The sequence below is a fragment of the Collinsella sp. AF11-11 genome (assembly GCF_003465485.1).
In the GTDB taxonomy this organism is placed as follows: domain Bacteria; phylum Actinomycetota; class Coriobacteriia; order Coriobacteriales; family Coriobacteriaceae; genus Collinsella.
In genome coordinates this window covers 80,927-94,599 of sequence record NZ_QSAS01000008.1, presented here as the reverse complement: position 1 = coordinate 94,599, position 13,673 = coordinate 80,927, and the positions used below count along the sequence as shown (strand labels likewise).

The following is a 13,673-nucleotide window of genomic DNA, read 5'->3' as shown; positions in this document are numbered from 1 at the left end:
AAAGCTGGCCGCTGCGCGGCCAGCAGACTAAAGTCTTGAATAAAAAAACCGCCCCGTATGGAGCGGTTTTGCCCTTTATATATCGAGCGCCTCGGCCATCGCTGCCGTAGTGATTGCCGTGGTTCCACAGCAACTGCCCACCATTGCGGCGCCGGCATGTCTCCATTCGATGCATGCGCGCGCGAAAGCTTCGGGATTCTCGTGCCATACGGGGCCATCCTGAGTCTGGACCGGATCGCCTACGTTGGGACGCACCGTGACGGGAGTAGTCGCCGATGCAACCATCCTGGGCACCGCCGCATTCGCGGCCGCGAGCGAACAGCAATTAACACCAACCGAGTTTGCGCCGTGTTTTTCGGCGTACAAAACGGCTGCCTCGATGTTGAGGCCATCGCCCAGCAGGTCGCCTTTATCGTCAACGACAAAACTCACCAGAACAGGCATGCCGTCGGCGGCATCTCGGACGCCGGCAAGCATGGGCTGCAGATTACGGATAGACGTCACCGTCTCGATCAGCAGACCGTCAACACCAGCATTGAGCAAGGCGTGCGCCTGTTCGCGCGCAATGCCTCGGATTTCACGATACTCGGCAGAGTCCTCGGCAAACCACTCAATACCGATCGGGCCCATCGAGCCCAGCAGTAGCTGAGGGTGCGCCTGGCGGGCATCGTCGACGGCCCCGCGATTGACCTCCGCCACGGACGGCGCAATCTGGTCGTGCTTGAGGGCATAGCTTGATGCCTGAAAGGTATTGGTAATGAGCACCTGCGCGCCGGCGGCGACATACAAGCGATGGATACGAGAAACGGTCTGCGGCTCTGCCAGATTCCAAAACGCCGGTGGAATGTCGGCGGCATCGTACTCACTCAACAGAACACTGCCCATGGGGCCCTGCGCCAACAAGGTCTCGCTCGACAAGCGGCGCGTAAGTTCCTCGGCACCAAAGCGGTTGTAATAACTCGTATCCATATATATCCCGCTATTCCTCGACGCTGATTCCCTGCTTTTCGAGATAGGCGAGCCAGCGGCTCATCGTGTCCTCGGATAGCGCATGCTCCATCATGCAGGCCTCGGAATCGGCTCGCTCAAATTCGACACCGAGCTCCTGAACCAAAAACGTGCGGATGAGGCGATGACGGTACCAGATAGCCGTGCCAACCTCGCGGCCGCGATCGGTCAGGATCACCTTGCCGTAGTGCGATTGCTCGACAAGCTCGGATGCCTTGAGAGCCGAAACCGCTTTATTGACCGATGCCTTGGAGACGCCAAGGCGCTGCGCGATGTCGACCGATCGAACGCCGTTGGTTTCCCCCTCTTCGCTTTCAATGCGAACCATGCACTCCAAGTAGTCTTCGTTCGCCACCGTCAGATGTAGTTCGCGCGAGCTATTTGTCGTATCCATGATCTTCCGTCCCTTCTGCATTCAATGGCTGATTCTACCCCATCCAAGCGTCGCGGTATGCCGTGGCATACCGTGCTAGAGTTCTTGTTGCACACGACGACCAAGATTGGAGCGGTCTTTATGGAAAACACCACCACGAACCCCGATGTCCTCGAGCGCTTTTTGCGCTACGTCCAGATCAACACGCAGTCCGAGGATGCAAACTGCGACCAGGTACCCTCGAGCGCCGTTCAGTTTGACCTTGCCAACGTGCTGGCTGAAGAGCTGCGCGAGCTTGGTGCGGAAGATGCCCACGTGACCGAGCACGCCTATGTCTGCGCGCATATCCCCGCAAGTGCGGGCGCTGAGGACAAGCCCGCCCTGGGCCTGATCGCCCATCTCGACACCACCGAAGTTGCACCGGGTGCCGGCGTGAAACCGCACATCGTACACTACGAAGGCGGCGACCTGGTCTGCGGCACGGTTGACGGTAAGCCCGTTGCCATGAGTACCGCCAAGCTTCCCGCCCTGAACGACCTCGCGGGTGAGGACCTGGTCTGCAGCGATGGCACCACACTGCTGGGCGCGGATGACAAGGCAGGCGTCGCCGAGATCATGTCGCTTGTCGCGCGTATCGCTCAGGACCCTTCTCTGCCCCATCCCGCACTCGGCATTTGCTTCTGCCCTGACGAGGAGATCGGCCACGGAGCCGAGCTGTTGGATATCGATACCTTTGGCTGCAAGTACGCCTACACGGTCGACGGTGGCCCCATCGGCGAGCTGGAGTGGGAGTGCTTTAACGCTGCCGAGGCGACCGTCCGCTTTGAGGGCCAGTCCATCCACCCGGGCGACGCCAAAGGCCGTATGGTCAACGCAGGCAATCTGTTCTGCGACTTCAACGCGTTGCTCCCCTACGTACAGCGCCCGGAGTATACGGAAGGCTACGAGGGCTTTTATCACCTTGAAGGTGTATCTGCAACCGTCGATCACGCCACAGCGCGCTATATCGTCCGCGACCATGACGCCGCCAAGTTCCAGCAGAAACTCGACCTTATTGATGCCGCCGCCTCGATGCTCAACCAGCGTCTGGGTGAGGAGCGCGTGACGGTCGAGATTAAGCAGCAGTATCGAAATATGGCCGAGATCGTTCGTGACTATCCCGAGCTTATTGATGTTGCCAAGGAAGCCTACCTTGCCTGCGGCGTTGAGCCCCAAGTGCTGCCGATTCGCGGCGGCACCGACGGCGCGCAGCTGTCGTTCCGCGGTCTGCCCTGCCCCAACCTTTCCACCGGCGGCTATTGCTACCACGGCGTCAACGAGTTCGTCCCGGCCAGTTCGCTCGTCAAGATGACCGACGTCCTGCAGGAGCTCGTAGCCCGTTTCGCATAAGCCTGGCTGCATAAGCCCAAAAGACGATTCGCCCCGTCCTCAACCGAGAACGGGGCGAATTTTATGGTGCAGGGAGTGTCCCCAAGTGCCGGCACAAAAGGAACGTCCCCAAGTGCCGAACAACGACTAAACGAGCGAGGATTATTCGACACTCAAATGCCGAGAGTGGATAATCTCCCACTTTGAGCCCACAAACAGACCAAAAACGGGAGATTATCCACTCTCGCTTTGCGGGCACTCATTTAAGTACGTCCCCAATGACTACCCTGACTAATCATTGGGGACGCCGATGTCTTGGCAACGCCAGCGAGCGGGTCGCATTTGAGACAAGGTGACGTGAAACGAAAGGGCGCTGACCTTCTGGTCGCGCCCTTGAAGTTGAACGTCAGATTGTCCAAATGCGGCCCGCGCAGCGTCAAGCGGTTACGCGGTTTGGTAAAACCGCGTAACCCTAGTAGTTGGCCTCGTAGCCGTTGCCGTCGCCGGTCGGCTCTTCGTAGTAGTCCGAATCGCTCGAATCGCTTGAGTCATCGGAATCGTCAGAGCTGACCGATGAGGTTGCGGTACCGTTTGCGTAATCGTCAGACGTGTTGTTGTTCAGGTCGCCGATCGTAGAGCTGGAACCGTCGGAAAGACCCATGGTGTTGGGACCCTTGGGATCCTTGCCAGCATCGACGCGCTCCATCATTTCCTTGAGCTCGTCCTCGTAGACAAAGACGTAGCTCACACCGTCGATCATGGTGCTGTCGTCGGCGTACGAGGGCAGGTTGGCCGAGTAGATACCGTCGACATCCATACCGCGCATGGCGTTGACCGTAGCCACGATATCCTGAACGCTCATATCGGTTACGAGCATATCGGACAGCGAATTAACCAGGCCAAAGATCTTCGTGGCATCGAAGTTATTGAGAATCTGGTTGGCAAGGGCGCCAAGCACCTGACGCTGGTGGCGCATGCGCGTGTAATCGCCGTCGGCATAGGTGTAGCGGCAGCGGGCATAGGTAAGGGCGGTGGCACCGTCCATATGCTGCTGGCCAGCGGTAATCTTAATATCCAGGTGCTCGGGGTCGTCAACATCATCGGTTGCGTTAATGTCGATACCGCCAACCGAATCAATCAGCGCCTGCATACCGTCGAAGCTGACCTCGGCATAGTGGGAAATCTGAACACCGCACAGCTCGTTGACCGCCTCGACCATGGCCTCGGCGCCGCCAACGGTATGGCAGGCGTTGATCTTCATGGTCTCGCCCTTGTACTCGACCTTGGTGTCGCGCGGAACGGAAATGAGCGTCGCCTGCTTTTGCGTGGGGTCGATGCGTGCCAGGATAATCGAGTCGGCACGATACGTATCCTCGCCCGGACGGCCGTCGGTACCAAGAAGCAGCACGTAGAACGGATCCTTTGCCTCATCGGTGTCAACCAGAACCCGACGCAGATTGTCGGTAATGACATTAGAATCGCCGAGCTTGCCCATAATGGTGGCAAACCACAGGCCGGCAGCGGTAGTGGCACTCAACAGCACGCCAAGCACGACAATGAGCGCGACGTGACGAATCGTGTGGCTACGACGACGTTGGCGAGCGCGCTCGGAATAGCGAGCCACGTTATCGCGACTGTAGATCTTGGCCTGCGCACCAGTTGAGGGTCTTCGGGTGGTGGTATCCGCGAGGGGCTTTTTATTAAACATAGGCAACCTGTATTAGTAGATGACGGGATCGGGGACGGTAGCATGCTCGACATGCGCGCCAAGCGCCTGCAGCTTTTCGACAAACTGCTCGTAGCCGCGCTTGATGTGATGGATAGCCGAAACCTCGGTCGTCCCGTCGGCGATCAAGCCCGCTACGACGAGGGCCGCTCCGCCGCGCAGATCGGGCGAGGTAACCTGTGCACCCGAGAAGCCCTTGACGCCATGAATCATGGCATGATGGCTCTCGATACGAATGTCGGCACCCATGCGCACCAGCTCAGAGGCAAACATAAAGCGATTCTCGAAGATGTTCTCGGTAATAACGGAACTGCCGCCGGAGAGGGCGGAGAGCACCATAATTTGTGCCTGCATGTCGGTCGGGAAGCCGGGGAACGGAAGCGTCTGGATGTCGACAGGCTTGATACGCTCGGCACGGTTCACATGGACGCCATCCTCGACGCGCTCGCAGTCGATACCCATGAGCTCCATCTTCTTGAGCACCATACCCAAGTGAATGGGACAAAAGCCCGTGACATCGACACCGCGATCGTCTGCCATCAACGCACCGGCGACGATAAAGGTACCGGCCTCGATGCGGTCGCCCACTACGCGATGGGTAACAGGATGCAGCTCTTCCACGCCCTCGATGGTCACGACAGGCGTACCGGCGCCAACAATCTTGGCACCCATTTCGTTGAGCATGTTGGCGAGATCGACGATCTCGGGCTCGCGGGCGGCATTGTCGATAACCGTGGTGCCCTGCGCGCGCACGGATGCCATAATGAGGTTCTCGGTCGCACCGACACTGGCAAACTCGAGCGTGACGGTGGTACCGCGCAGGCCCTGAGGCGCGCTGGCGTTGATGTAGCCGTGGGCGGTATCAAACTCGACGCCCAGGGCCTCGAGACCCAGAATATGCATGTCGATCTTGCGGGCACCTAGGTTGCAGCCGCCCGGCATGGCGATCTTGGCGCGATGGAAGCGACCCAGCAGGGGCCCCATGACGGCGGTGGAAGCACGCATCTTAGCGACGAGCTCATAGGGAGCCTCCCAGGAATCGACCTGAGAGGTATCGATCTCGAGCGTGTGCTCGTCGAGAACATCGATCGTAGCGCCCATGCCCTTGAGCACCTTGCCCATCACGTGGACATCGGAAATATCGGGCACGTTCTGCAGCGTCGTCTTGCCCGGCGCCAGAAGCGTTGCCGCCATGAGTTTGAGCGCGGAGTTCTTAGCACCCGAGACGGGCACGGAGCCTCCGATGGCGTGGCCACCCTCAACGCGGATAATATCCAAGGTCTACCCTTTCAAAAAGCATGCCCGGGGTGGCTGGGCCATCCCGGGCATGATGTGTTCGCAAATGGTCGAACGCTAAATCGTTTGACTATTGGGCAAGCTTGAGCTTACACCATGCGATTTCATTATAGAGGTAGGCGCGGCGTGCATCATCCTCCGACAAATTACCCAGCTTCTCTTCAAAACCTTGAATATCAGCTTTAAGCTTGTCGGCATCGACGGTCGCCAAATCGCAAGCGCGCTCGGCGAGAACGGTCACGACATCGTCCGCAACCTGGGCATAGCCGCCGGCCACGGCAAACGTGTGGTCGACAGTGCCCATGGCCTTATCGGAAACGCGAACGTAACCGCGGTCGATCGTGCAGATCTCGCTGGAGTGAGCAGGCAGAATGCCAAACTCGCCATCCGTGGACGGAATCGACACAAACGCAGCGTCGCCCTCATAGGCGCAGCTCACGGGGCACACGATGCGGATACGCATAACCTACTTCTCCCCCATCTTGCGGGCGCGCTCGCGCACGTCCTCAATCGTGGAAGCATAGCGGAAAGCCTGCTCGGGCAGGTCATCGGCCTTGCCGTCGACAATCTCGGCAAAAGAGCGGACGGTATCCTCGACGCGGACGTAGACACCGGGGTTGCCGGTGAACTTCTCGGCGACGTGGAAGGACTGCGAGAGGAACTGCTGAATCTTACGGGCACGGTTGACCGTAAGGCGCTGCTCCTCGGACAGCTCGTCCATACCCAGAATGGCGATGATGTCCTGAAGGTCGGAGTACTCCTGCAGGAGCTCCTGGACCTTGACGGCGACACGGTAGTGCTCCTCGCCAACGATCGAGGGATCGAGAGCGTCGGAGGAAGATGCGAGCGGGTCGATAGCCGGGAACAGGCCGAGCGACGAAATGCTACGCGAAAGAACCGTGGTGGCGTCGAGGTGCGTAAACGTCGTGGCAGGCGCCGGGTCGGTCAGGTCGTCTGCGGGGACGTAGACAGCCTGGACGGAGGTAATGGATCCCGTCTTGGTCGAGGTAATGCGCTCCTGGAGGTCACCCATCTCGGTAGCCAGTGTGGGCTGGTAACCAACGGCGGACGGCATACGGCCCAGCAGTGCGGAAACCTCGGAACCCGCTTGGGAGAAGCGGAAGATGTTGTCGATGAACAGCAGGACGTCCTGGCCGCGATCGCGGAAGTACTCAGCGGTGGTAAGGCCGGCCAGACCGATGCGCAGACGCGCTCCAGGCGGCTCGTTCATCTGACCATAAACCAAGCAGGTCTTGTCGATAACGCCAGACTCGCTCATCTCGAGGAACAGGTCGGTGCCCTCGCGGGTACGCTCGCCGACACCGGTGAACACCGAGGTGCCGCCGTGCTCCTGGGCGAGGTTGTTGATAAGCTCCTGAATCAGAACGGTCTTGCCGACGCCGGCGCCGCCGAACAGGCCGGTCTTGCCGCCACGGATGTAGGGCTCGAGCAGGTCGACGGCCTTGATGCCGGTCTCGAAGATCTCGGTCTTGGTGGTGAGCTCGTCAAAGCGGGGCGCTGCATGGTGGATGGGGTAGAACTCCTCCACCTCGGGCATGGGCTTGCCGTCGACGGGCTTGCCCATGACGTTCCAAATGCGACCGAGCGTCTTGGGACCAACGGGCATCTTCATGGGCTCACCGGTATCGGTGGCGATGAGGCCGCGCTGCAGGCCGTCGGTCGAGGACATGGCGACCGTGCGGACGACGCCGCCCGGAAGCTGGCTCTCGACCTCAAGGATCGTGCTCAGATGACCGATCGGGGTCTCGGCCTCGACCGTGAGCGCGTTGTAGATCGGGGGCACCGCGCCGTCAAACTTGACGTCGACGACAGGGCCGATGATTCGCACGATGCGACCATCACCGGCAGTCGTCTTCTTGGTGGCTTCCTCGACCGCAAGCTTTACGGTGTTATTAGCCATTACTGTTCCTCCAATGCTGAGGCTCCGCCGACGATCTCGTTGATCTCGGTCGTGATCGAAGCCTGGCGCACGCGACTATACGTGCGGGTAAGGGTCGAGATGATCGCGGTGGCGTTTTCCGTCGCGGAGTGCATGGCCTTGCGGCGTGCACCCTGCTCGGCAGCCGCCGAATCGATCAGGGCCTGGTAGATGACCGTCAGGATATAAGACGGCACAAGCTTGCCGAGAACATGCTCAGGAGAGGGCACGAACTCGAACGTGGACGAGATGCGCTTAGGGGCGTCGGTCTCGTTCTTACGCGGACCGTGGGCCATAGCGATCATCTCGGGGTCGAGCGGCAACAGATGCTCGACGCGAAGCTCCTGATCCACGCGGTTCTTGGCGTGGTGGTAGACAAGCTCGACACGGTCAAGCTCACCGGCACGATACGCATCGCAGATATGAGAGGAAATCATGCGGGCCTGATTGAAATCGGGCTCAGAGGAGTTGCCCTCAAAGTGCATGACAACGTTTGCGCGGTCACGGAAATACGTGGCCGGCTTACGCCCGCACGCGATGATCTCGCACTCGATGCCGTCGTTCGCCCAAGAAGCGGCGAGCTTTTCGGCCGTGCGCTCCACCGTCGTATTGAAACCGCCGGCAAGGCCGCGGTCCGAGGCAATAACGACAATCAGGCCATGCTTGACGCTCTCATGCTTCTGCAGCATGGGATCGGTGCCCGAACAGGAGGCGTCGCCGGCGACCGTCAACATGACGTCGGTCAGCGCCTCCTTATAGGGCTCGGCCTGCTTGGAGCGATCGAGGGCACGACGGATCTTGGCCGTAGAGACCATCTCCATCGTGCGCGTGATCTGCTTGGTCGTGGTAACCGAGGAGATTCGCTTCTTAATGTCGCGAAGGTTGGCCATGGGGCTTAGTTCTCCTCTGATCCAGAAACATCCGAATGGTGCTTGGCCATGAACTGCTGCTTGAAGTCGCCGATGACGCGCAAGAGCTCAGCCTTGGTGTCATCATCGATCTTCTTGGCGCGAACCTTGTCGAGCAGCGAGCCAAAGCCATTGTCCATGTACTCGATGAGCTCGGCACGGAAGGGCAGCACGTCGGCGATCTCCAGGTCATCCAGGAAGCCCTCGTTGCCAGCGAACAGCGTAACGATCTGCTCGCCAACCTCAAACGGCTTGTAACGCGGCTGCTTCAGGAGCTCGGTCATGCGAGCACCATGGGTCAGCTGCTTCTGAGTAGCCTCGTCGAGGTCGGAGCCGAACTGCGTAAAGCCAGCGAGCTCCTGGTACGAAGCGAGGTCCAGACGGAGGTTGCCGGCGACCTGCTTCATGGCCTTGGTCTGCGCATCGCCACCGACGCGGGACACGGAGATGCCCACGTCGACTGCCGGGCGCTGACCCTGGAAGAAGAGCTCGGACTGCAGGTAGATCTGACCATCGGTAATGGAAATGACGTTGGTCGGAATGTAGGCCGAGACGTCGCCGTCCTGGGTCTCGATGATCGGCAGTGCCGTCATGGAGCCGTAACCGTTCTTCTTGGACATCTTGACGGCACGCTCGAGCAGACGAGAGTGCAGGTAGAAGATGTCGCCAGGATAGGCCTCGCGTCCGGGCGGACGATGCAGCGTCAGCGACATCTGACGGTAGGCCACAGCCTGCTTGGACAGGTCGTCGTAGATGACGAGCACGTGGCCGCCGGGGTTGGTCTCGCTGGCGGGCTTGCCGTCCTCGCCGTTGTACATGAAGAACTCGCCGATAGCGGCACCGGCCATAGGCGCGATGTACTGCATAGGGGCGGAATCGGCAGCGGTGGCCGAAACGATGATGGTGTAGTCGAGCGCACCGTGCTGAGCGAGGGTCTCGCGGATGTTGGCAACCGTGGAGGCCTTCTGGCCGATGGCGACATAGATGCAGACCATGCCCTTGCCGCGCTGGTTGAGAATAGCGTCGATGGCGATGGCGGTCTTACCGGTCTTACGGTCGCCGATGATGAGCTCACGCTGACCGCGGCCAATAGGCACCATGGAGTCGATAGCGAGCAGACCGGTCTGAACCGGCTCGCACACCGGGGTACGGTCGATGACGCCGGGGGCCTTGAACTCGATGGGGCGACGGTGCGTAGCGACGATGTCGCCTAGGCCGTCGATGGGCTGGCCGAGCGGATTGACGACGCGGCCGAGCATGGCGCGGCTCACGGGGATATCCATAATGCGGCCAGTGGTGCGGCACTCGTCGCCTTCCTTGATGGAGTCGACGGCACCGAACAGAACGGCGCCGACCTCGTCACGGTCAAGGTTCTGGGCAAGGCCGAAGACGGTCTCACCGGTATCGGAGCTCTTGAACTCCAGAAGCTCGCCTGCCATGGCGCTCTTGAGGCCGGAGACGCGCGCGATGCCGTCGCCTACCTCGTCGACCGTTGAAACCTCATGCGTATCGACCGTCGCGGAGAGGCTCGTGAGCTGCTCCTGCAGTTTCTTGGCGATATCCTGGGCATTGAGGGTTTCGGACATTAGGCTTCACCTCCGTACGAATTAGCAGAGTTTGCGAGGGTCTCCTGCGCGATGCGCAGCTGCGTCTTGACGGAAATATCACGACGCTCGCCGCGGGCCTCGAGCACCAGGCCGCCCACGATAGACGGGTCGACCTGCTCGATAAGGAATACCTTGCGGCCGAAGTCCTGCTCGCATTTCTTAGTGATGGTTTGACGCAGCTCGTCGTCGAGCGGGATCGCCGTGGTGACGGTCACGCCCACTACATCCTCGTCTTCCTCGGCAACATACTTAAAGGCAGCTGCCACCTTGGGAAGAAGGTCGAGCTGGTCGCGCTTGGACATGGTGTCGAGCACGGCGATGATCTCGGGGCTGGCAGAAGCCAAGCGCTCGATCATCTCGAGGTCCTCGAACACATGGTTCTCGGCCTTAGCGGCTTCCAGAAGGGAGCGCGCGTAGGTCTCGAGCACCTTGTCCTGATAGCGGCTAGTCGGCATTCAGGCTACCTGCTTCCTGGATGTAGCGCTCGATGAGCTTCTTCTGCTCGGTCTCGTCCTCGAGTGCCTCGCCCACGATCTTGGTGGCGACGGCAACGGACAGGTCGGCGATGGAGCTCGCGGCACCGGCGTAAATGGACTTGCGCTCGTCCTCGACGGTCGTATGGGCCTTGGCGATGATCTCCTCGGCCTCCTTGTGAGCAGCCTCGATGATACGGGCGCGCTCGGACTCGGCGTCCTTACGGGCCTCGAGAACGATGTCGGCAGCCTGACGACGGGCGTCGGTGACGATCGAGTCGGACTCAGCGCGCTTGGCGATAGCCTCCTGCTTGGTCTTCTCGGCCTCGTCGAGGCTCTCCTCGATCTTCTTGCCGCGCTCCTCCATGGTTTTCATGATGCCCGGCAGGGCGACCTTGGCCAGCACGATCCAGATAATCAGGAAGGCGATAAGCGCCGGGATGAACTCCGCCATCTTAGGGATGAGGATGTCCGCACCGGCAGCGCCGTCCTCGGCGAACGCGGAAACCGGCATGAGCAGCGCGGCCGCGGACGCGGAGAGTGCGATCGCGCTCTTCTGGGATGAAAGATTCATACTTGACGCTCCGTGCTATTTAACGATCAGCGCGACAACGAAGCCGATCAGAGCCAGAGCCTCGCCGAAGGCGGAGCCCATGATGAAGACGGTGAACACGCGGCCCTGGACCTCAGGCTGACGGGCCATAGCACCCGTAGCACCCAGAGCAGACAGGCCGATAGCAAGACCAGCGCCGATAACACCGAGACCGTAACCGATAACTCCCACGATTCCTCCTTTGTCGTGCGTGTCTTATTTCACGCAGGATAACCTTTTTATAACTGCCGGGCTCCATGGGTACGGGCACCGGCGGTTTAACGAATTGCCTTACCTTTAAGGCGCGAACGGAAGACTACTCCTCCTCTGCGACCTCCTCCGCCTCGGAGACATACACGGCGGTAAGGACCGTGAAGACGTAAGCCTGGATAGCGCCGACCACAAGCTCGATCGCATAGATCAGGATGAGGATGGCAAGCCAGGCCAGCGAAGGCAGGGCGCCGACGGCGTGCGCCGCGGAAACCTGCTGAAGCAGCGGCTGCATGAACATGCTCGCCATGATGGCGAACGAGCCCATGACCACGTGTCCTGCGAACATGTTGCAGAACAGACGGACGGCGAGCGTGATGAGGCGCAGGAAGGTCGAGAAAAGCTCGACGACCCACACGAGCACGTTCATCGGGAAGCTCACGCCCTGCGGGGCGAGGCTCTTGATGTAGCCGATCACGCCGTGAGCCTTGCATCCGTAGTAGATGAAGTACACGAAGGCGAAAATGGCGAGTGCGGCGGTGGAGCCGATTGCGCCGGTGCCGGGCTTCATTCCCGGGATCAGGCCGATCATGTTATTGATCAGGATGAACAGGAAAAGCGAGCACAGGAACGGGAAGTGCTTCTTCCAGTTCTCACCCACGACGCCCTTGCCGATATCGTTCTCGACGTACTCGATGATGTACTCGAAACCGTTGACGAAGAAGCCCTTGGGAACCAGGGTCTGCTTCTTCTTGAACACGGCCAGGACGATCAGGAGCACGATCGTGGAGACGATCAGCCAAAACGAGTACTGCGTGATGCCGCAGCTCAGATCGCCCACGACAGGGGTGGAGCTGAACTCGCTGACCAGATGATTAATCTCATCAGGCAGCTTTTCAAAAATTTCCACGACTTACCTTTCGACCTCATGAGGATCTCGCAGCGCCTTGGCGACACGAACCGCGCAGGCAGCCATAAAGGCCACGAAGCCGATCGCCTCGCCCAGGAGGAACATGCGAAATGCCTCTCCGAACAACACAAACACAACCAAGGTAAAGACGAGCAGGGCGATTGCCGAGACCGCCAGACTCACCATACCCTTGAGCATGTCCGCATTCTGTTTATCGTCAAGAACCGGCTTGAGCGTAAAGACAAAGGGAAGGAAGGCAATTGCGCCCGCGATGGCGCCTGCAACGATAGCGAGCAGATCGGCTATCTGAAACACTGGCGTCCTCACCTTCCTTTTTAACGCTTCACAGAACAGTTCCCGCCAAACATTGGTGACTATTGTACGAGCCAATCGCTAAAGTACAACCGAAAAAGCATCGGTTAATACGCACCTGTTCGTTTTCTTAAGACCTTCTTTATGCCGCAGGTACGGTAATACGTTTTTCTCGAACCCTGCAGGGCAAAACGTCCGTTAACAGGAGTGCGCGCGGTCGCCTTTTGTTCGTCCGCGCGCACCGTTTCTTCGTATTTGCAGCCGCGGCCGTTTAGCCCAGCGACTAGAGCGTGCCGTAGATGCGGTCGCCGGCGTCGCCGAGGCCGGGAACGATGTAGGCAGCCTCGTTGAGATGGTCGTCGATGGCGCAGGTATAGATATGTACATCGGGATCCTTCTCGGTCAGCGACTTGAGGCCCTCGGGGGCCGCGACGATGCACAGCATGCGGATGTCCTTGACACCGCGCCCGCGCAGGTAGCTGATGGCCATCTCGGCCGAACCGCCCGTGGCGAGCATGGGGTCGACGACCAGGCAGATGCGCTGGTCGATATCCTTGGGCATCTTGCAGTAATACTCGTGCGGCTCGTGGGTGACCTCGTCGCGCTCCATGCCGATGTGGCCCACGCGAGCGGAGGGCACCAGGTCGAGGATGCCGTCGACCATGCCAAGGCCCGCACGCAGGATGGGCACGATGGCGAGTTTCTTGCCGGCGAGCTGATTAAACGTTGCGGTGGTGATAGGGGTCTCGACCTCGACGTCTTCCATAGGCAGGTCGCGCATGGCCTCGTAGCCGTCAAAAAGCGCGAGTTCGCGCACGAGCTGACGGAACTGGTTGGTGCCGGTGTTTTTGTCGCGCAGGATCGACAGCTTGTGCTGGACGAGCGGGTGATCGACAAGCGTCACACGGGACGCATCGTAGGTGACGGTCATGGGTTGATTGCCCCTTTCGT

The 13,673-nt window shown here is 59.9% G+C and carries 15 protein-coding genes; 1 reads left to right on the top strand and 14 read right to left on the bottom strand.

Annotated elements, in window-relative coordinates:
- Window positions 1-75 precede the first annotated feature (75 nt).
- Entirely contained in the window at window positions 76-969 is an 894-nt protein-coding gene (locus DWV58_RS06545) for a homocysteine S-methyltransferase family protein (protein WP_117776576.1), read from the bottom strand.
- 10 nt (window positions 970-979) lie between these two features.
- A complete protein-coding gene (locus DWV58_RS06540) occupies window positions 980-1,402 on the bottom strand; it encodes a metal-dependent transcriptional regulator (RefSeq protein WP_040359600.1) in 423 nt (140 codons plus the stop codon).
- Between the two features lie 120 nt (window positions 1,403-1,522).
- Here DWV58_RS06540 and pepT point away from each other — a divergent pair, with 120 nt between their 5' ends.
- Window positions 1,523-2,770, top strand: a complete 1,248-nt coding sequence (pepT, locus tag DWV58_RS06535) for a peptidase T (RefSeq protein ID WP_117776575.1) — start codon at window positions 1,523-1,525, stop codon at window positions 2,768-2,770.
- A gap of 451 nt (window positions 2,771-3,221) precedes the next feature.
- On the opposite strand, the gene DWV58_RS06530 is transcribed toward pepT, so the two are convergent.
- From DWV58_RS06530 to upp, 12 genes are all read right to left on the bottom strand, one after another.
- Window positions 3,222-4,457 (bottom strand): LCP family protein, encoded by a 1,236-nt coding sequence (locus tag DWV58_RS06530; RefSeq protein WP_089573100.1) that lies wholly within the window; start codon window positions 4,455-4,457, stop codon window positions 3,222-3,224.
- 12 nt (window positions 4,458-4,469) lie between these two features.
- Window positions 4,470-5,753 carry a UDP-N-acetylglucosamine 1-carboxyvinyltransferase gene (gene murA, locus DWV58_RS06525; protein ID WP_117766713.1) on the bottom strand — a complete coding sequence of 428 codons (1,284 nt, stop codon included), beginning with the start codon at window positions 5,751-5,753 and terminating at the stop codon, window positions 4,470-4,472.
- An 88-nt stretch (window positions 5,754-5,841) separates the two neighbouring features.
- Window positions 5,842-6,234, bottom strand: a complete 393-nt coding sequence (atpC, locus tag DWV58_RS06520; RefSeq protein ID WP_117776573.1) for an ATP synthase F1 subunit epsilon — start codon at window positions 6,232-6,234, stop codon at window positions 5,842-5,844.
- A gap of 3 nt (window positions 6,235-6,237) precedes the next feature.
- Complete coding sequence (atpD, locus tag DWV58_RS06515) at window positions 6,238-7,692, bottom strand: F0F1 ATP synthase subunit beta (protein ID WP_006235717.1); 1,455 nt, start codon at window positions 7,690-7,692, stop codon at window positions 6,238-6,240.
- Window positions 7,692-8,600 (bottom strand): ATP synthase F1 subunit gamma, encoded by a 909-nt coding sequence (atpG, locus tag DWV58_RS06510; RefSeq protein WP_006235716.1) that lies wholly within the window; start codon window positions 8,598-8,600, stop codon window positions 7,692-7,694. The genes atpD and atpG overlap by 1 nt, the downstream gene beginning before the upstream one ends.
- A gap of 5 nt (window positions 8,601-8,605) precedes the next feature.
- Entirely contained in the window at window positions 8,606-10,204 is a 1,599-nt protein-coding gene (gene atpA, locus DWV58_RS06505; protein WP_035138794.1) for a F0F1 ATP synthase subunit alpha, read from the bottom strand.
- Entirely contained in the window at window positions 10,204-10,680 is a 477-nt protein-coding gene (locus tag DWV58_RS06500) for a FoF1 ATP synthase subunit delta (protein ID WP_006235713.1), read from the bottom strand. Before DWV58_RS06500 ends, atpA begins: the two co-directional genes overlap by 1 nt.
- Complete coding sequence (atpF, locus tag DWV58_RS06495; RefSeq protein ID WP_117716380.1) at window positions 10,670-11,272, bottom strand: F0F1 ATP synthase subunit B; 603 nt, start codon at window positions 11,270-11,272, stop codon at window positions 10,670-10,672. Before atpF ends, DWV58_RS06500 begins: the two co-directional genes overlap by 11 nt.
- 15 nt (window positions 11,273-11,287) lie before the next feature.
- On the bottom strand, window positions 11,288-11,482 hold the full coding sequence (locus tag DWV58_RS06490) for an ATP synthase subunit C (RefSeq protein WP_022094262.1): 195 nt from the start codon (window positions 11,480-11,482) through the stop codon (window positions 11,288-11,290).
- Window positions 11,483-11,606: 124 nt separating this feature from the next.
- Window positions 11,607-12,410 carry a F0F1 ATP synthase subunit A gene (gene atpB, locus DWV58_RS06485; protein WP_022094263.1) on the bottom strand — a complete coding sequence of 268 codons (804 nt, stop codon included), beginning with the start codon at window positions 12,408-12,410 and terminating at the stop codon, window positions 11,607-11,609.
- 3 nt (window positions 12,411-12,413) lie between these two features.
- On the bottom strand, window positions 12,414-12,725 hold the full coding sequence (locus DWV58_RS06480) for a hypothetical protein (RefSeq protein ID WP_035138788.1): 312 nt from the start codon (window positions 12,723-12,725) through the stop codon (window positions 12,414-12,416).
- 280 nt (window positions 12,726-13,005) lie between these two features.
- Complete coding sequence (gene upp, locus DWV58_RS06475) at window positions 13,006-13,653, bottom strand: uracil phosphoribosyltransferase (protein ID WP_117776572.1); 648 nt, start codon at window positions 13,651-13,653, stop codon at window positions 13,006-13,008.
- Window positions 13,654-13,673: the final 20 nt, after the last annotated feature.

Bases quoted from the DNA above. Each gene is read 5' to 3' on its own strand.
- atpC (WP_117776573.1), bottom strand. From the start codon at position 6,234: ATGCGTATCCGCATCGTGTGCCCCGTGAGCTGCGCCTATGAGGGCGAC.
- atpG (WP_006235716.1), bottom strand. From the start codon at position 8,600: ATGGCCAACCTTCGCGACATTAAGAAGCGAATCTCCTCGGTTACCACG.
- DWV58_RS06540 (WP_040359600.1), bottom strand. From the start codon at position 1,402: ATGGATACGACAAATAGCTCGCGCGAACTACATCTGACGGTGGCGAAC.
- DWV58_RS06545 (WP_117776576.1), bottom strand. From the start codon at position 969: ATGGATACGAGTTATTACAACCGCTTTGGTGCCGAGGAACTTACGCGC.
- atpA (WP_035138794.1), bottom strand. From the start codon at position 10,204: ATGTCCGAAACCCTCAATGCCCAGGATATCGCCAAGAAACTGCAGGAG.
- upp (WP_117776572.1), bottom strand. From the start codon at position 13,653: ATGACCGTCACCTACGATGCGTCCCGTGTGACGCTTGTCGATCACCCG.
- DWV58_RS06500 (WP_006235713.1), bottom strand. From the start codon at position 10,680: ATGCCGACTAGCCGCTATCAGGACAAGGTGCTCGAGACCTACGCGCGC.
- DWV58_RS06530 (WP_089573100.1), bottom strand. From the start codon at position 4,457: ATGTTTAATAAAAAGCCCCTCGCGGATACCACCACCCGAAGACCCTCA.
- atpF (WP_117716380.1), bottom strand. From the start codon at position 11,272: ATGAATCTTTCATCCCAGAAGAGCGCGATCGCACTCTCCGCGTCCGCG.
- atpD (WP_006235717.1), bottom strand. From the start codon at position 7,692: ATGGCTAATAACACCGTAAAGCTTGCGGTCGAGGAAGCCACCAAGAAG.
- pepT (WP_117776575.1), top strand. From the start codon at position 1,523: ATGGAAAACACCACCACGAACCCCGATGTCCTCGAGCGCTTTTTGCGC.